The organism is Streptomyces jumonjinensis (assembly GCF_009600885.1).
Taxonomy (GTDB): domain Bacteria; phylum Actinomycetota; class Actinomycetes; order Streptomycetales; family Streptomycetaceae; genus Streptomyces; species Streptomyces jumonjinensis.
In genome coordinates this window covers 55,607-71,960 of record NZ_VCLA01000172.1, presented here as the reverse complement: position 1 = coordinate 71,960, position 16,354 = coordinate 55,607, and the positions used below count along the sequence as shown (strand labels likewise).

General features: G+C 70.5%; 13 protein-coding genes and 2 riboswitches. Of the genes, 6 read left to right on the top strand and 7 right to left on the bottom strand.

Annotation, left to right across the window (positions count from 1 at the left end; genetic code table 11):
* Positions 1–104 precede the first annotated feature (104 nt).
* From FF041_RS26505 to FF041_RS26490, 4 genes are all read right to left on the bottom strand, one after another.
* Positions 105–581 carry a C40 family peptidase gene (locus FF041_RS26505; protein WP_153483977.1) on the bottom strand — a complete coding sequence of 159 codons (477 nt, stop codon included), beginning with the start codon at positions 579–581 and terminating at the stop codon, positions 105–107.
* Between the two features lie 3 nt (positions 582–584).
* Positions 585–739, bottom strand: a riboswitch (cyclic di-AMP (ydaO/yuaA leader).
* Between the two features lie 442 nt (positions 740–1,181).
* Positions 1,182–1,850 (bottom strand): hypothetical protein, encoded by a 669-nt coding sequence (locus tag FF041_RS26500; protein ID WP_153525204.1) that lies wholly within the window; start codon positions 1,848–1,850, stop codon positions 1,182–1,184.
* Positions 1,850–2,188, bottom strand: coding sequence for a hypothetical protein (locus FF041_RS26495; protein WP_153483976.1), 339 nt, complete (start codon positions 2,186–2,188; stop codon positions 1,850–1,852). Before FF041_RS26495 ends, FF041_RS26500 begins: the two co-directional genes overlap by 1 nt.
* A 3-nt stretch (positions 2,189–2,191) precedes the next feature.
* The gene (locus FF041_RS26490) at positions 2,192–4,627 is read right to left on the bottom strand and encodes a glycoside hydrolase domain-containing protein (RefSeq protein ID WP_323392773.1); all 2,436 of its coding nucleotides are present in this window, start codon (positions 4,625–4,627) and stop codon (positions 2,192–2,194) included.
* A gap of 435 nt (positions 4,628–5,062) precedes the next feature.
* Between FF041_RS26490 and FF041_RS26485 the strand changes: the two genes are divergently transcribed.
* Positions 5,063–6,640, top strand: a complete 1,578-nt coding sequence (locus tag FF041_RS26485; protein WP_323392771.1) for an alpha/beta hydrolase — start codon at positions 5,063–5,065, stop codon at positions 6,638–6,640.
* Positions 6,641–6,798: 158 nt separating this feature from the next.
* Here the strand turns inward: FF041_RS26485 and FF041_RS26480 are convergent, their stop codons facing one another.
* Positions 6,799–7,506, bottom strand: a complete 708-nt coding sequence (locus tag FF041_RS26480) for a lysophospholipid acyltransferase family protein (protein ID WP_323371772.1) — start codon at positions 7,504–7,506, stop codon at positions 6,799–6,801.
* A 550-nt stretch (positions 7,507–8,056) separates the two neighbouring features.
* Here FF041_RS26480 and FF041_RS26475 point away from each other — a divergent pair.
* The 4 genes from FF041_RS26475 (at position 8,057) to FF041_RS26460 (ending at position 11,902) form a co-directional block, all read left to right on the top strand.
* Entirely contained in the window at positions 8,057–8,572 is a 516-nt protein-coding gene (locus tag FF041_RS26475) for a lytic polysaccharide monooxygenase auxiliary activity family 9 protein (protein WP_153525171.1), read from the top strand.
* A gap of 114 nt (positions 8,573–8,686) precedes the next feature.
* A riboswitch (cobalamin riboswitch) is annotated at positions 8,687–8,773 on the top strand.
* 168 nt (positions 8,774–8,941) lie between these two features.
* The gene (locus FF041_RS26470; protein ID WP_323392787.1) at positions 8,942–10,024 is read left to right on the top strand and encodes a FecCD family ABC transporter permease; all 1,083 of its coding nucleotides are present in this window, start codon (positions 8,942–8,944) and stop codon (positions 10,022–10,024) included.
* Positions 10,024–10,818, top strand: coding sequence for an ABC transporter ATP-binding protein (locus tag FF041_RS26465; protein ID WP_153525168.1), 795 nt, complete (start codon positions 10,024–10,026; stop codon positions 10,816–10,818). The genes FF041_RS26470 and FF041_RS26465 overlap by 1 nt, the downstream gene beginning before the upstream one ends.
* 61 nt (positions 10,819–10,879) lie before the next feature.
* Positions 10,880–11,902 carry an ABC transporter substrate-binding protein gene (locus tag FF041_RS26460; protein ID WP_153525166.1) on the top strand — a complete coding sequence of 341 codons (1,023 nt, stop codon included), beginning with the start codon at positions 10,880–10,882 and terminating at the stop codon, positions 11,900–11,902.
* Between the two features lie 48 nt (positions 11,903–11,950).
* On the opposite strand, the gene FF041_RS26455 is transcribed toward FF041_RS26460, so the two are convergent.
* Both FF041_RS26455 and FF041_RS26450 read right to left on the bottom strand, forming a co-directional pair.
* A complete protein-coding gene (locus FF041_RS26455; protein WP_153525203.1) occupies positions 11,951–13,834 on the bottom strand; it encodes an NAD-binding protein in 1,884 nt (627 codons plus the stop codon).
* A 214-nt stretch (positions 13,835–14,048) separates the two neighbouring features.
* A complete protein-coding gene (locus tag FF041_RS26450; RefSeq protein ID WP_194292187.1) occupies positions 14,049–15,467 on the bottom strand; it encodes an FG-GAP-like repeat-containing protein in 1,419 nt (472 codons plus the stop codon).
* A 268-nt stretch (positions 15,468–15,735) separates the two neighbouring features.
* Between FF041_RS26450 and FF041_RS26445 the strand changes: the two genes are divergently transcribed.
* Positions 15,736–16,197 carry a hypothetical protein gene (locus FF041_RS26445; protein ID WP_228388641.1) on the top strand — a complete coding sequence of 154 codons (462 nt, stop codon included), beginning with the start codon at positions 15,736–15,738 and terminating at the stop codon, positions 16,195–16,197.
* The last annotated feature ends 157 nt before the right edge of the window (positions 16,198–16,354 follow it).

Genomic DNA, 16,354 nt, shown 5'->3' with positions numbered 1-16,354 from the left:
CGGTCCTGCGTGTGCGCGCCGGTCCTGCACGGAACCGCCGGTCCCGCGCATCCCGGCGGTCCCGTGCGGCCCGCCGGGGCCTTCACGGGATCGCCGGGAGACCGTCAGCCCACCCGGCCGTATCTGACGTTCTTGCTCCAGATCTTGTCCAGCTTCACCCAGGAACCCCGCTTGGGCGAGTGCCAGATCTTTCCCTTCCCGGCGTAGATGCCGACGTGGTAGACGTACCCGCCGGAGTGGAAGAAGACCAGATCACCGGCCTTGCGCCCGGACGCCGACACCCGCTTGGTCCGGTTGTACTGCTGCTGTGCCGTGCGCGGGAGCTTCTTGCCCGCCTTCTTGTACGAGTAGAGGGTCAGCCCGGAGCAGTCGAAGCGAGAGGGCCCGGTGCCGCCGTACCGGTACGGCGAGCCCTTCTTCGACGCCGCCACCTCAAGCGCCTTGCCCGCGTGGGAGGACGCGGCCTGCGCCTCGGGGGTACCCCCGGGCACCAGGAGCGAACCGCCCATGGCGGCGAGGGTGAGGGCCGAGACGGCCCCCGCGCGGCTCATCAGAAACGGGACGTTTGTCTGCGCACTCATGCGCAACCCTTCGTCAGCCGCCTGTGAAGGATGACCTGTCGGGTTCGGGCGGACGAAGGTGCCCGGCCGCTTGACGCGGCTTCACCCCGAGGGACTGCCGGATGCCGGCTGCCCCGTACTGCCTGGGTCCTCCACTCCTGCCGAAGCACTTCCTGTCGACCAGTCATCCGAAGCGGCGGCAGGACTCGGCGTCCGCCCGGACCGCCCCGCCGAGGTGACGGGGGCTTGTCGTCCCAGGGATCTTGACCCACGGCATGGCGAAATTCCGAGCAGAAACGGCGATATGTGAGTTTTACCACCCTTGCTCTGTTCAGGTGGACATGGCCGGGAAGGGGTCCGGCCCACGACACCTGAGCATGCCCGTACCAGCGGCGGAATAGTGCATTCCGCAAGATCGTCCTTCATGATGCGCAACTCGACCGCAAATGCAAAGGGAGCCGTGCATACATCAAATGGGCCAGTCCTCCTGGTACCCGAATGGCGGTTGACGCGGTCCGGAATCAGACCCTCGGGCCTCGGAGACGAGCGGGAGCCCGCTCCGGTATGTGACCGGAGCGGACTCCCGCTCGATGGCGACCGCTCGCCGCGGTGCGGAGGGCGTTACGCGGTGCGGAGGGCGAACTTCTTCGCCTGCGCCCGTCGCTTCGGTTCGAACGCGTCGACCGCGCCCGCACCCTCACCCGGACTGTCGTTCCAGCCCTGGATCTTCCGTGCGACGCCCTTCAGCTTCGGGTGACCGGGCTTGAGCGCGATCTCGAAGTGGGACTCCTTGGGCGTGCTCAGATCACCGCCCCACACCACGGCTCCGTCCAGCTCCACCAGGATGTCCCGGACGATCACCAGTTCCCGCGGGTACAGACCGCCCTTGACGCCCACCGGGTAGCCCTCCGGGCGGATCGCTATCGCCGTGCCGGACAGATAGTTCGACTCGTACCGCGCGCGGGTCCGGCGCGACCGGGTGTGGCCGTGCACATCCCCCCGCCGGAGCTGGTCGATCTCGTAGTGGAAGCGGCGGGCCACATGCAGCAGGATCACGGCCGTGTCGCCGCCGGCGAGGCGCACGGTGCGACCGCTGCCCTCGATGGCGAACTCCTCGGCCTCTTCCAGCACCGGCCAGCCGTTCGCCGACCGGTTTCCCCGCCACACCCCGGACGCCGCCGGGGCGGCGGCAGCCGCGGGACCGGCCGCGCCGAGCGACCCGAGTACTGCCACACCGGCCGCCGCGCCGGTGGCGCCGACGAACCGGCGCCGTGAGAATTCGCGAACCATCACGACTTTTCCCTCCTCATTCTCAGACGGGAGGCCGCAGACCACACGGCGGCCCCCACACACGCCACGCTCAGCGATGACAGGACGACGATCGCCGGGTTCACCCAGACCGGAACGAGGTCGTAGTCGGCGTCGCACTTGCTGGTCAGCGGGAACCGCCCCTGCTGCTCCTCCAGATGCTCGTCGTGGTATGCACGGTCGAGCGGGCGCCCGACGGAGGCACAGGTCTCGACGATGTCGAGACCGCTGGAGAAGACGCCCGTGAACCATGAGACGCCCAGCAGCGCCGTGGAGGCGATGGCCAGCGCCAGCCACGCCACTGGACCCAACCGACGCATTGGTCACTTCCTTGCAGAGCGCCTCTCGGCGCGCGCCTCGGCAGCGCGCAGATAGGCCTGATGGTTCTTCCGGTACGTGGCCGCCTTCCGCGCCTCCGCACCGGTGCGGGCGAGGAGCGTATCAACGAAGCCCTGTTCGAACGGCTCCAGTTCGCTGGCGCTGAGCATCACGGGAAGGGTCTTGATGCCGCCCCGATACGTGACCAGACCGCCCTGCGCCAACACGACTTCCTTGTCGTCCGTCGCGGTGAGGATGTTGTGCGCCAGGAACTTGGCGTCCGTGGCGTTCCCGTTGAACCGGCCCTGCCAGTACCGCTGGAAGCGCTTGAGCCCTCCGCCGAGGTGGTAGAGCTCCCGGACCGCGGTGGCGATGTCCTTGCCGCCGCGCACCGCATCGGCCAGCAGCCAGGCGTCCGCGTCCTCGATCAGATCGTTGAAGCCGAAGGAGGAGGCCACCCCGACCTTCGCCAGATTCGCCATGGCGAACGCATGGCCGGAAGGGTAGGTGGACAGGGCATGACGCCACTCGGCGTAGAACGTCAGAAGGTCGCCGCCCCAGCCCGCGACATCGCCTTCGTTGACGGAACGGGGATTGGCGGGCTTCCACGACACGTAGTGGCCGTTGGCCGATGCCATCAGGTGTTCCGCGCCCAGTTCATGCCCGGTGAACGGATCCGTGAACTCCGTCTTCACATACATGCCCTTGGAATTCGCGAACTTCACGAATCCGCTGTCGTAAGAGCCGATCAGGATGTCCCAGTCCCAGTCGCCGTACCGCTTGTGGCGTATGTACTCCATGACGAGCTTGTTCGGGTCGCCCTTGCCGTACTCCCTGGCGATCTGGAGAAGTTGTGTGACGTAGCTGATGAACTCGTCCGCCGGTCCCGTGGGCCGGTTGACGGAGCCCTCGCCCGGATCCGCGCCCGAGACCGCGTTGCGGTCCAGGTCGAAGGTGTCCGCCCCGTTGACGACCTTGAATTCCTTGATCTGGTTGTAGGACCAGTTCGCCGGGATCGGGAAGCCGAGATTCCCGGAGAAGCCCCAGGACATACCCGAGACAAAGGAATAGCGGGCACCTGTCTGCTTCGTCACGTTCGCGCAGACGTTCCGCGATCCGTAGACGCCGTGGACATACCGCTTGCCCTTGCTGGCCAGGCCGGCGGCGACACCGTGGAAGTAGGTGACGATGCCCTCGGGGCTGCCGTCGATCTCCTGCTGGGTGGCGTCGTAGTCCACCGCGAAGTAGATCGTCGTGCCCCGGTTGAAGCCGTAGCCGACACAGGCGTCATGCGCCTTCAGGGCGTGCTGGAATCCCGCGGTGTAGGTGAAGTCGCTGAGCCTGCGCGCGTTGTCCTGATAGATCGGGAAGACCCGCAGCCCCGCGTCGAAGATCGTCTTGAGCTCCCCGGGCTTGATCTCCTTGTCCAGGGTCGAACCCGGCGGGTCGTACACATAACGGCCCACGAGCAGATAGCCGTTGTCCTTCAGATACTTCGCCCGCGAGGGGGTGATCTCGAACCGGGTGTCGCTGCCGTTCACCGGACGGTCCGGGTCGCCCGTCGACACCAGGAGCTGCGCCCAGGTCTGATAGTCCCCCCGGCCCGACTCCGGCCACAGCTTGGAGAACGCCTGGAAGACCGACACCCACTCGGCGAGCTTGGCGTCGAAGGTGCTGCGCCAGGTCGTGGGAGTGCCCGGGTCGCTGCCGCCGGACGGCACCGGCGAGTTGAACACACACGCGGCCGAGAACATCTCGACGAAGATGCCGGAGTCGCCCTGGGCCAGATTCTTCGTCTTCAGCGCGGCCTGCGTCGCCGGACCGAAGTTCCCGTTGGGAGTGGCGATGCCCAGCTCGTACTGGAGACCGGTCATCAGCGCCTTCTGCACATCGCGGGAGTAGATCCCGTCGCAGGGGCCGATGCTGTAGGCGCTCCTCTGCCAGTAACGGCCGTTCAGCCAGCGCTGGATCGAGCGGATCTCGTCGGTGCCCGTGCCCACCCTGACATAGGCGTCCATGTTGAGGATGCACTTGAAGATGGCCGGGGTGGTCTGGCCGCCCGCGGTGCCCATGCCGCCGTCGGGCAGGCCCATGTCGAGACGCAGGTTCTTCACGGCCTCGGTGGTGACCGCGCCGTACTCGCCGAAGCCGTTGGCGCCCCAGTAGCCTTTGCAGAACAGGCCGTGCTGGATGATGCGGACGATATTACTGTTCGTGTTCCAGCCGAACCCGATGTCGCCGAGGGCCTGGAGCTTGGCGATCGTGGTGGGCCCGAAACTGGCGACCAGCGGGCTGATGCCCAGCTCGTGCTGGAGGCCCATGGTCAGGGCCTCCATGGTGGACCAGCCCGTACGGCCGTCCTCCGGGCACCGCTTGTATCCGGCGACGCTCCCGTAGGTCGCGTTCACCCATTTCTGGGCGTCGAGAACTTTCGCGTCCACGTTCAAACTCCGTTCTCCGGCTTACACAGTTCGCGTCGCAGAGCTCCTCGACGGAGGTCTCGTCGGGCGCAAATGGTGGTGCTGGTGGGGAAGTTGACGCTACGGGATTGATGATCTTCCCGTCCTCTCCGCAGGCGTCGGCGGCGGTGATAAGCACCGCGGAGGCGGCGATAGGCGCCGCGGTGGCGGTGATAAGCACCTCCCGCACCGCGCCCCGCGCCGTCCGGAGGCGGAGGGCGACGGCCCGGCCGGTCAACAGGCGGGCCCTCGCGCGGTGATTCGGGTCCGCGCCCCGCTCGCCGCGGTCTGTACCGCTGAGCGGTACATCACGTACCGGTTATTGGTTCGGTAAAGAAACACCTGTCCTATCTGTTGCCGACGACACCCGAGACGGGAGTATTCGCCCAGGTCCCGACAACAGAAGGCGAGTTCCAGGTGAGACGCACAGTGGTGTCCGGTGTGACCGGCACTCTGATAGCGGGTGCGCTCATAGCGGGCGCGGTCGCGGCTCCGGCCGCGACCGCGGAGACCCGTCACAGCGGCTGGTCCGAGGCGCGCGGTGTCCAGCTCGCCGCCGAACGCGCCGCCGCGCAGGGCATCGACTGGGCGGACTGCCCCGCCGACTGGGGAATCCCCAAGCCCATCCAGTGCGGCTGGGTGACCGTGCCGCTCGACTACGCGCGGCCGAACGGCAAGCAGATCAAGCTCGCCGTGGACCGGATCGGGAACACCGGCACCAAGGAGGAGCGCCAGGGCGCGCTGCTCTACAACCCCGGCGGCCCCGGCGGCTCGGGGATGCGCTTCCCCACCCGGGTGACCAACAAGAACCCGCTCTGGGTGAACACCTCCAAGGCGTACGACTTCGTCGGCTTCGACCCCCGGGGCGTCGGCCGTTCCACCCCGATCTCCTGTGTCGACCCGCAGGAGTTCGTCAAGGCCCCCAAGGCCGACCCGGTCCCCGGCAGCGAGGCCGACAAGCGCGCCCAGCGCAAGCTCGCCGCCGGGTACGCGGCCGGCTGCGCCGAGCGCAGCGGCTGGATGCTGCCGCATATGACCACGCCGAACACCGCCCGCGACCTGGACGTCATCCGGGCCGCCCTCGGCGAGGAGAAGCTCAACTTCCTCGGCGTCTCCTACGGCACCTATCTGGGCGCGGTGTACGCGACGCTCTTCCCCGGCCATGTGCGCCGGATGGTCGTGGACAGCGTGGTCAACCCCTCGCGCGAGAAGATCTGGTACGAGGCCAATCTGGACCAGAACGTCGCCTTCGAGACCCGCTGGGACGACTGGAAGGAGTGGGTCGCCGCGAACGACGCGACCTACCGCCTCGGCGACACCGCGGAGAAGGTCGACGAGCAGTGGCAGAAGCTGCGCGCCGCCGCCGCGAAGGCTCCGCTCGGCGGCGTCGTCGGACCGGCCGAGCTGACCAACTTCTTCCAGAGCGCGCCCTACTACGACTCCTCCTGGGCGCCGGTCGCCCGGATTCTGAGCAAGTACGCCGCCGGTGACGCCCAGGCGCTGATCGACGCCGCCGGGCCCGACCTCTCCGACACCGCGGGCAACATCCGCTCGGAGAACAGCAACGCCGTCTACACGGCCGTCGAGTGCGCCGACGCCAAGTGGCCGACCAGCTGGCGGAAGTGGGACCGGGACAACACCCGGCTCCACCGCGACTACCCCTTCCTGACCTGGTCGAACGCCTGGATGAACCTTCCGTGCGCCACCTGGCCCGCGAAGCAGAACACCCCGGTGGACGTGAAGACGGGCAAGGGTCTGCCGGGCGTGCTCATCGTGCAGGCGGAGCGCGACGCCGCCACCCCGGTCGGCGGCGCCTATGAGCTGCACAAGCGGCTCAAGGGCTCGCGTCTGATCATGGAGAAGGACGCCGGTTCGCACGGTGTGACCGGTATCGCCAACGCCTGTGTCAACGAGCGCGTCGACGCCTATCTGCTCAGCGGCAAGCTGGACAGCCGCAATGTGAGCTGCGACCCGCACGCCGCGCCGAAGCCGTGACGGCGGCGCGACAGGCAAAGTGATTCCGGGGGAGTGACTCCGGGGGAGGGGCGGCTGTCGGCCGCCCCTCCTTCGTCGTCCGCACCGGGGCCCTCATGTCCTGAGCTGGGGTCCTCGCTCCTTGGGCCGGGGTCCTCAGCCCCTGCGCCGGGGGGTCCTCACCCCCTGCGCCGGGCCGCCTTCTTCGCCTGCTCCAGCTCGGCCTTGACCTCCGCCGCGTACCGGTCGACGTACTCCTGACCGGAGAGCCCGAGGATCGCGTACATGATCTCGTCGGTGACCGCGCGGATCACCGCCTTCTCGTTCTCCATGCCCTCGTAACGGGAGAAGTCCAAGGGCTTGCCCAGCCGTACGGTCACCCGCTTGATCTTCGGCAGTCTCTGACCGGGCGGCTGGATCTCGAAGGTCCCCACCATGGCGCAGGGAATCACCGGCACCCCCGCCTTGAGCGCCATCACCGCGACGCCGACCTTGCCCTTGTAGAGCCGTCCGTCGTGCGAACGGGTCCCCTCCGGGTAGATCCCGAGCAGCTCCCCCTTGCTCAGGACCCCGAGGCCCTCCCGGATCGCCGCCTGCCCGGCCTCCTTGCCGGAGCGGTCCACGGGGATCTGCCCGGCGCTGCGGAAGAACGCGGCGGTCAGTCGGCCCTTGACCCCGGGCCCGGTGAAGTACTCCGCTTTCGCGAGGAAGGTGATGCGCCGTCTGAGGATCGCCGGAAGCAGGAAGTGGTCAGAGAAGGAGAGATGGTTTCCGGCGACGATGGCCGCGCCGTCTTCGGGGATGTGCTCCAGCCCCTCGATCCGGGGGCGGAACATCAGACGCAGCAGGGGCCCTAGTACGACGTATTTGAGCACGTAGTAGAACACGGGGAGCTCCCAACTCTACCGGGCTGGCCTGGAGGGGATTCCCCGGTGAGGGCCGTGTGCACGCGTGGCTCATCACCCGCAGCCATGTCCGATCGTACTCATCCCGGTCGCTCCGGGAGGGCCTGTGCCCAAGGACGGCGCCGCCGAGTGCCGAGTGCCGAGCGGATCGGCGGGATTCCTGTGCTCCGCCGGCCGGACACTCCGCTTCGGGGCCATCACCCGGTGATGGAGCGGCCGCGCCGGTTCTCACCGGGCGACGGGTCGCGCCCGTGCGCGGGGTGCTCTGAGTGCTCCAGATGTTCCGGGCGTTCCCGGTGTTCCCGGTGTTCCGGGTGAGACAGGGAATCGCCCCCTCCGGCCCCTCTTGACCGTGAGCTGTCAAGCGCTATGGTCCAGACCAAGGGATGATGATGTACCCCGCCGAAGAAGTGCCGACTGCCGGATCCCCCACGGCCGGTTGCCGCATCGGCGGGCCTATGTCCTCCTCCTGGCGTGGTCCTGCTCGACGAGGCCCACCCCGGCGGCGGGCCTCCTCACCCAAGGAGCCGACATGCACAGCAAGAAAAAGCTTGCCATCGCCATCGGCGCGGGAATCGCCCCCCTCCTCGCCGTGAGCCTGCCGGCCGCCCCGGCCGGCGCGCACGGCTATATCTCCTCGCCCCCGAGCCGACAGGCCCAGTGCGCCGCCCGTACGGTGCCCTGCGGCCCGATCAAGTACGAGCCGCAGAGCGTGGAAGGGCCCAAGGGCCTGCGCAGCTGTAGCGGCGGCAATGCCGCCTTCGCCGAGCTCGACAACGACGGCAAGGGCTGGCGCGTCACCCCCGTGAGCCGCACCACCAGCTTCAACTGGCGTCTGACGGCCCGGCACGCGACCAGCACCTGGCAGTACTACGCGGGCGGAAGGAAGATCGCGGAGTTCGACGACGGCGGCGCACGCCCCGGCGAGACCGTCACCCACCAGATCGACTTCGGCGGCCTGAGCGGAAAGCAGAAGGTCCTCGCCGTCTGGAACATCGCCGACACCGCCAACGCGTTCTACGTCTGCGTCGATGTGAACGTCGGCTGAGGCGAAGCGCGCGGGCCGCACGACCGGAGCGGGGGCGCGGCGGGAGACGGTCCGCCCGCCGCGCCCCCGCACCACAGCACACCCGGGAGAGGGGTAGGGTGCAGAAGCCCTGTGGGGGAAGTCCGGTCGAAATCCGGCGCTGACCCGCAACGGTAGGCGGGCCCGACGACTGACAGTCCGGGCCCGTGAGCCCGAATACCCACGGCGGCGGAAGGCTCCTGTCAACTCGCCGTGGACTGCGAGAGGTCGCCGCGCCCGGCGCACCCCGCCCCGGACCGCGCTTCCTGGCGCGGACACACGGTCCCGAGGGCGAAGGCGACCCGTCCATTGGACATACGCACCGACCACGGCCCCGCCGCGCCGCCCGCCGTGGAACACGCCGGAGCCGCACCGGGGAAGCACGATCCCGCACCGCCCCGGCGCACCCCCTGCCTCCCGCTCCTCCTCGTCCTCGGGGCCGCCCTGCCGCTCTCCGTCGTCTGCGGCGCGGCCATCGGGGCCTCGGGCATCGGCGCCGGCGACGTACTGCGCTATCTGGGGGCCGGGCTCACCGGCGGGACCATCGCCCCCGCCGATGTGCCCTCGTACACCATCGTGTGGGAACTGCGCCTTCCGCGCGCCGTGCTCGCGGCCGTGGTCGGAGCCGGACTGTCCGTCGTCGGGGTCGCCGTGCAGGCGATGGTGCGCAACGCCCTCGCCGACCCCTTCGTCCTCGGCATCTCGTCCGGCGCCGCCGTCGGAGCCAACGCGGTCCTCCTCTTCGGCACCCTCGGCGCACTCGGCGTCTGGGCGCTGTCCACCGCCGCCTTCGCCTCGGCACTGCTCGCCATGGCCCTGGTCTACGCCATCGCCCGGACGGCCCACGGGCTCACCCCGCTGCGGCTCGTGCTCACCGGCACCGCACTGCACTACGGCTTCTCCGCCGTCACCACCTTCATGGTGTTCGCCGCCGAACGCGGCGAATCGGCGCGCTCGGCCATGATGTGGTTGCTCGGCAGCCTCGGCGGGGCGACCTGGGCCGCCGTGCCGATCGCCGCCGGGGCGGTGCTCGCCGCGCTGCTCCATCTCACCCTCTCCGCCGGACGGCTGAACGCGCTCGCCATGGGCGACGAGACCGCCGCCGCACTGGGGGTCGACGCGGGCAGGCTGCGCAGGGAGCTGTTCCTCGTCACCGCCGCCGCCACCGGTGCGATCGTCGCCGTCAGCGGAGCGATCGGCTTCGTCGGACTGATGGTCCCCCACGCCGTACGCATGCTGGTCGGCGCCGACCACCGCCGGGTGCTCGCGGTCGCACCGCTGGCCGGGGCCGTGCTGCTGGTCTGGGTGGACATCCTCTCCCGTATCGCCCTGGCCCCGGCCGAACTCCCGGTGGGCGTGCTGACCGCGGTGATCGGCGTGCCCTGCTTCGTCCTGCTCATGCGCCGCCGCGGCTCGGCCATCGGAGGCCGCTGATGCGGATCGACGTCGACGCCGTCACGGTCACCGTCGCCGGAGCGCGGCTGGTGGAGGACATCACTCTGGCGGCGGACAGCGGACAGCTCGTCGGCCTGGTCGGACCCAACGGCAGCGGCAAGTCCAGCCTGCTGCGCTGCGTCTACCGCGCGCTGCGCCCCACGGCGGGCGTCATCCGGCTCGACGGCGAGGATCTGCACGCCATGAGCCCGGGAGAAGGCGCGCGCAGAGTCGCCGCGCTGCCGCAGGAGACCGTGGGGGAGTTCGACTTCACGGTCGCCGAGACAGTGGCGATGGGACGGCTGCCGCACCAGGGCGTGACCGCCAGGACCACCGAGCGGGACCGTGCCGAGTGCCGGGCCGCGCTGGCCCGGGTCGGCGCCGGTCATCTCGCCGACCGCGGCTTCCTCACCCTCTCGGGCGGCGAGAGACAGCGCGTCCTGATCGCCCGGGCGCTGGCGCAGCGCCCGCGGATCCTCGTCCTCGACGAGCCCACCAACCATCTCGACATCGCCCAGCAGCTCGATGTGCTGGCCCTGGTCGGCGGCAGCGGGCTCACCGTGCTCACCGCGCTGCACGATCTCAACCTCGCCTCGGTCCACTGTGATCTGCTGTACGTCATCGACCACGGGCGGATCGTCGCCTCGGGGCCGCCGGCACAGGTGCTCACCCCCGCGCTGCTGGCGGAGGTGTTCGGTGTGCGGGCCCACCGCGTCCGGCACCCGGAGTCGGGGGCGGTGCAGCTGCTGTTCGACCGGCTGCCGGTCCCGGTCTGCCCGGCCGCTCCGTCCTGAGCCGCGGCCCCTGCTCCCGTTCCCGTTTCTCTTTCTGTACGACCAGCAAGGAGTCACCGCCATGCCCCGCCGTCAGCTGCGCTCCGCCGCTCTCGCCCTCGCCGCCGCGCTCGTCCTCACCGGATGCGGAGCCGAGGTGAGCGAGGAGCCGGACGGGAGGGACACGGCCGGTGCGGGCGGTCGCTATCCGGTGACCGTCGAGAACTGCGGTGAGCGCAGAACCTTCGCCAAGGCCCCGGAACGGGTGGTCACCAACGACATCGGCATCACCGAGATCATGTTCGCTCTCGGGCTGGAGGACCGGATGGCGGGCTATGTGATGCCGGACGACAAGGGCGATCTCGACGATGTGCCGTGGCGGGACGCATACCGCGACACCCCCTGGCTGTCGAAGAAGCGGATCAGCAAGGAACTGGTCCTCGACGCCCGCGCGGATCTGGTCTTCGCCGGATGGAACTACGGCTTCGACGAAGGCGAGGGCTTCACCCCCGCGACCCTGGAGAAGCTCGGCGTCGGCTCGTATCTGCTGACCGAGTCCTGCCGCAACGGGCGGGACGGAGCGCGCGGCGTGATGCCTCCCCTCGAAGCCCTCTACACCGATCTGCGGAATCTGGGGAAGATCTTCGACGTCGAGGACCGGGCCGGGAGGCTCGTGGCCGGGTTCAGAGAGCAGGTCGCCGACGCCCGGGCGGGCACGCCCGAGGGGGCCGACCGGCCGCGTGTCTTCCTTTACGACGACGGGCGCGACAAACCCTTCACCTCGGGCCGATACGCCGGGCCGCACGATCTCATCACCAAGGCGGGCGGCGACCATGTGATGAAGGACCTCGAAGACAGCTGGACCACGGTCGGCTGGGAGACCGTCGTGGCGCGGGACCCCGAAGTGATCGTGATCAATGACTACGGGGCCACGACCGCCGAGCAGAAGCGGAAGTTCCTCACGTCCTACGCTCCGCTCGCCGGCGTCTCGGCCGTCAAGAACGACCGGTTCATCGTCCTCGACTACGTGGATCTGGTGGAGAGCCCCCGCAACCCGGCCGCGATCGCCGAACTGGCCCGGGAGTTCGCAGACTTCGCCCGGTGAGCCGGTCGCCCTCGGCGCCGTGGCGCACCGGGGGAGCGGCACGCCGGGTCAGCGGCCGAGGAGCTGTGCCAGACCGCGCCGGGTCGTGGCGAGCACCACCCGGTCATCGGGGCGCAGCACATAGCCGGGGTGCAGATCCCAGGCGAGTCCCGGGGCGTCGGCCACCCCGTCGCCGCGCGGCGGCTGGGCCGCGAGGTCCGCGCGGCGTTCCGCCGGGTCCGTGGTGTCCAGGGCGATGACCCGCCACGCTCCGGGCCGGAACGCCTCCGCGACGGTCCGCCCCTCCAGCTGCGGATTGCCCGCGACGTCGAGCGCGGCGAAGAGCAGCACCCGGCGCTCCACCGGGATGGCTCCCAGGACCTGACGTCCCATCATGGCGACGGCGAAGGAGGGAGCGGCGAGGCTGGAGACGCTGCGGCTGCGGGTCAGGGCGCCGGGGTGCGCGGAGCGCAGGGTGCGGTACACGGCGCTGGCGAAGTCGTCGTCGTACAGCCGCAGCACCACCCGCAGATCGGCGCTGACGGACCGGGCGTACAGCGCGGCCTCCAGATTGGTGGCGTCGGTGCTGGTCAGGGCGAGCAGGGCGTGGGCGCGGTGGACGCGGGCGCTCTCCAGCACGCCCTCCTCCGTGACATCCCCGACGACCACGGGGACGCGCAGCGAACGGGCGAGCGCGATGCCCCGGGCGTCCGGGTCGGACTCGACGCACACCACGGGGATGCCGAGCTCGCGCAGTCTGCCGAGCACCCTGGTACCGATCTTGCCGAGACCGAGCAGCACGATATGCCCGGTCAGAGCCCGGGGCGGGCGGCGTAGGGAGGTCGCGGTGCGGAAGGCGCCCATCGCCTCCAGCAGCGCGGCGATCAGCACGGGGAGCAGCAGCAGTCCGACGAATCCGGCGAGCAGCTGGAGCACCTGCCGGCCGACGGGCTCCTGTACGGCGGGGTCGCCGATGCCGAAGAGATCGAGCAGGGTCAGATAGGAGGCCAGCAGCGGGTGGTCGTCGGTGGTGAGCCAGCCCGCCACGGCGAGCGCGACGGCGGCTGCGGCGATCCCGGCGAGCGACCAGCGCACCCGGCGGGAGAAGATCGAGGCGACGGGCAGTGCGGCGGTGCTGAGCCGTTTGGGCGGCAGGGCCCCGCCGGTGTGCCGGACCGCCTCCAGGGCGACGACGGCGCGGCCGGTGGCCGCGGTGACCGCCGCGTCGTCCGGCAGCAGTCGGGGGCCTTGCTCGCCGCTGTTGTCCGAACCCTCGTTGCCCGCCGGGTCGTTGGCGGTGGCCGACAGCAGCGCCAGTGCGCACAGCCCCGGATCGGCGATCTCGCCACGTCCCGGCGGGGTGCGCTCCACGGCCCGCAGCAGCAGTCCATCGGCCTGGACGACCTTGCTGGTGCCGGCCACCGCCGTGGCGGCGAGCGCGGGGGCGGCGGTGTCGGCGTCGGACAGGACCGTGGTGGAGGCGTCCAGCAGGCGGGCGTCGAGGTCCGGGGCGGCGACGGCGGCGGCCTGGTCGAGGAGCGCTTCCAGCTGCTGGCCGAGCTTGCGGTTGTAGAGCCGGATCACCAGCCGCAGCCGGGGGTTGAGACGCCTGGCGATCAGCGCGGTACGGATGTTGGTCTCGTCGTCCTCGTACATCAGCGCCAGCGCGGTCGCCCGCTGGACGCCCGCCTCGGTGAGCACCGAGCCGTCGGTCTCCACGGCTTCCATGACATACGTGCCCGGTTCGGCGGGGGGCTCGGGGGCGGCGGCGCGGCTTCTGGCCGCCGGCAGCCGGCCGAAGGCCGTCAAGGCCCGGATGCCGCGGGCCGCGGGCCGCCTTCCGGCGGGCGGCGACGGCGCCGCGGGAACGACGAGTGTCACCCGTTCCCGGTACACCTCGCTCAGCTCGGTGGCGAGGCGATGCGCGAGGGCGTCGTCGCCGCAGACGACCATATGGCCGCCCGGCGAGGACGGTTGGGGCTGCTGGGATATGAGGGACACCTGGTCATCATGCCGTGGGGCGGTGGACGCCCGCCGTCCTGGCGGGACCGGGGAGTTTCCGATGGGTCGGGCTGGAGTGAGCGAGCGGGGGCCGGTGCGGGGGGCCTCGGCCGGACCTCCGTGCCGGGGGCGCGAGGGGCCCGGGGCTGCCGGGCCCCTCGCACGCTCAGTTGACCAGATCCGAGCCGAAGTAGGACAGCCCGGACACGCCGCCGACCGTCCCGGCGTTGAACGAGGCCGAACCGGTCGCGGTGACGCCGCTCTTGTCCGTACGGAAGCGCCACACCGCTCCCGCGCCCTTGTCCTCGGCGAAGGCGGAGGCCGCCAGCTCGCTCCGGCCGTCGCCGTCGATGTCGCTGAGCCTGACGGCGTATCCGAAGCCGTCCTGGGCCTCGTCGCTGCCGGGCACGCCCTTGGTGCTCTGCGCGAAGCTCTTGGCCCCGGCGCCGGTCAGGCCCTTGGCCGAGCCGCGCAGCACGGTCACCGTGCCGGTCTGCTTCACCTTGCCGATGCTCTCCCCGATCGAGCCGATCGCCACATCCGCGTAGCCGTCGCCGTCGGTGTCGCCCGCCGACACGGACCAGCCGAAGAAGTCGTTCTTCTCCGCGGTGCCCGGGACCCCCTTGGTGTCCTGGTTGATACGGACCCGGGCGCGGTCGCTCAGACCGTTCATGGCGCCGTACGAGACGGTGATCCCGCCGCCCAGCGTCCCGGTCGGCTCCTCGGAGGACTTCTCCGCGAAGTTGCCGGTGACGACGTCGCCGTAACCGTCCTTGTCCACGTCGCCGATGGCGGCCGAGTAACCGCCGGGCACGAGGCCGGCCCTCCGCAGCCCCTTCCCGCCCGCGGTCAGCACGGCGCCCCTCTCGTGGCCCAGGGCCAGCAGTTCCGTGCCGGGCCGGCCGTCGACCTCCCCCGCGACGATCCGGTCGACCACGCCGTCCTGGCCGAGGGCGTCCATGTCCTGCCGGCCCTCGGCCACGCCCTTGCGGCTGATCGGGCCCTTGAAGACATGCAGTCCGTCGAATACACCGTTGAGCACGGCGATATCGGCCGCACCGTCGCCGGTGAAGTCGCCGACCGCGACATCCCAGCCGAACGCGTTGCGGCTGTCGGGCAGCGGCGAGGAGAGGTCCGTGCCGGACCCCAGGCCCCGCGCGCCGCCCCAGACGACCGTGACGGAACCGCTGTCGTCGGTCTTGCCGACCTGGTCGGCATGGACCCCGACCACCAGATCGGTGTAGTTGTCGCCGTCGAGATCACCCGCGGCCAGCATGTCGCCGAACATGTCGCCCTGCTCGGCCGCGCCGGGTATGCCCGGGGTGTTCTGGTGGATGAGCGCGCTCTTGGCCGTGTTCAGGCCGGACTTGCCGCCGTAGACGATGGAGACGGAGCCCGCGTTCGACTTCCCGCCGACCTTGGCGAGGGGCGCGGCGATCGCCAGATCGCGGTAGCCGTCGCCGTTGAAGTCGCCCTGAAGGCCGGAGGGCGCGGCCGTCGCGGGGCTCGCCGCGACGACGAGCAGTCCACCGGTGACGGCTGCGGCCGACGTGGCCGCGATAAGCGTACGCAAGGTCTTGCGCAAGGTGTTTCCCCAGGTCAAGGGTGCGCTCCCCGCGCACCGCCAGAGCCCGCGCAGCGCGGGTCGGCGCATGGTACGCGCTTGCTGTGACGGTTCTCAAATATGCTGTCGCCGCGATCCCCGGGTGCGGCCCGGTGGGCGGCGTCCCAGGGTCGCACCAGGACCGCGCCAGGACCGCGTCAGGACTCCGTCCCGTGCCGAACTCGTGTAAGTACGGCGGGCCGTTGGAGGAAATGGCCGCCCCACCGGGTCCGCCCAGGCACTATGAGGCATGGTCACGCACGATCCCGCCCCCGAGACGAACGGTTCACCGAGCGGGCCGGAGCCGGCGGCCGCCCACGACGCCACCACGGGATCCGGCTACTACGCCGGGGCGAACGAGGTCGCCCGGCGCCTTGAGGCGACGGGACTGACACCCCCGCGAGCCGAGCGGCACGGGCGACGGCGGGGCCGCTTGTCGGGTGAGTTCTGCACGGTGGAGGCGACCCCGCGGGACCACTGGCCCAAGGGAGCGGTGCTCTGCGTCGAGGTCGTCCACCATCCGGCCGCCGAATACCGCTGGCGGTTCGGCGAGAGCGACCCGCCGAACGCCGCCGAGCACCGCTGGGAGCGGCTGAGGACGGTGGCCGGGGTGCTGAGAGCGGCCGGGTACACAGTGGAGATCGTCGAGCGCGACGGCTGGCGGCCCGGACAGCAGGCCCTGCGCGTGGCCCGCTTCTCCCCGGCGACCTAGCGAACCCCGCTGGGCGCCCGATGCCCCCGGGCGCGGTCACCGTGCGTGCGTTTCGACGGCGTACGGCGGCTTGTCCCGCTGACCGTCGGTGACGGCTCCTCGGGTGTCGTCCGTGCCTTGGCGCACCGTCAGCCGTTAGATCTGGCGGGCGCCGCTC

Bases quoted from the DNA above. Each gene is read 5' to 3' on its own strand.
- FF041_RS26465 (WP_153525168.1), top strand. From the start codon at position 10,024: ATGCGGATCGACGTCGACGCCGTCACGGTCACCGTCGCCGGAGCGCGG.
- FF041_RS26495 (WP_153483976.1), bottom strand. From the start codon at position 2,188: ATGCGTCGGTTGGGTCCAGTGGCGTGGCTGGCGCTGGCCATCGCCTCC.
- FF041_RS26500 (WP_153525204.1), bottom strand. From the start codon at position 1,850: ATGGTTCGCGAATTCTCACGGCGCCGGTTCGTCGGCGCCACCGGCGCG.
- FF041_RS26455 (WP_153525203.1), bottom strand. From the start codon at position 13,834: ATGGTCGTCTGCGGCGACGACGCCCTCGCGCATCGCCTCGCCACCGAG.
- FF041_RS26460 (WP_153525166.1), top strand. From the start codon at position 10,880: ATGCCCCGCCGTCAGCTGCGCTCCGCCGCTCTCGCCCTCGCCGCCGCG.
- FF041_RS26475 (WP_153525171.1), top strand. From the start codon at position 8,057: ATGCACAGCAAGAAAAAGCTTGCCATCGCCATCGGCGCGGGAATCGCC.
- FF041_RS26445 (WP_228388641.1), top strand. From the start codon at position 15,736: ATGGTCACGCACGATCCCGCCCCCGAGACGAACGGTTCACCGAGCGGG.
- FF041_RS26505 (WP_153483977.1), bottom strand. From the start codon at position 581: ATGAGTGCGCAGACAAACGTCCCGTTTCTGATGAGCCGCGCGGGGGCC.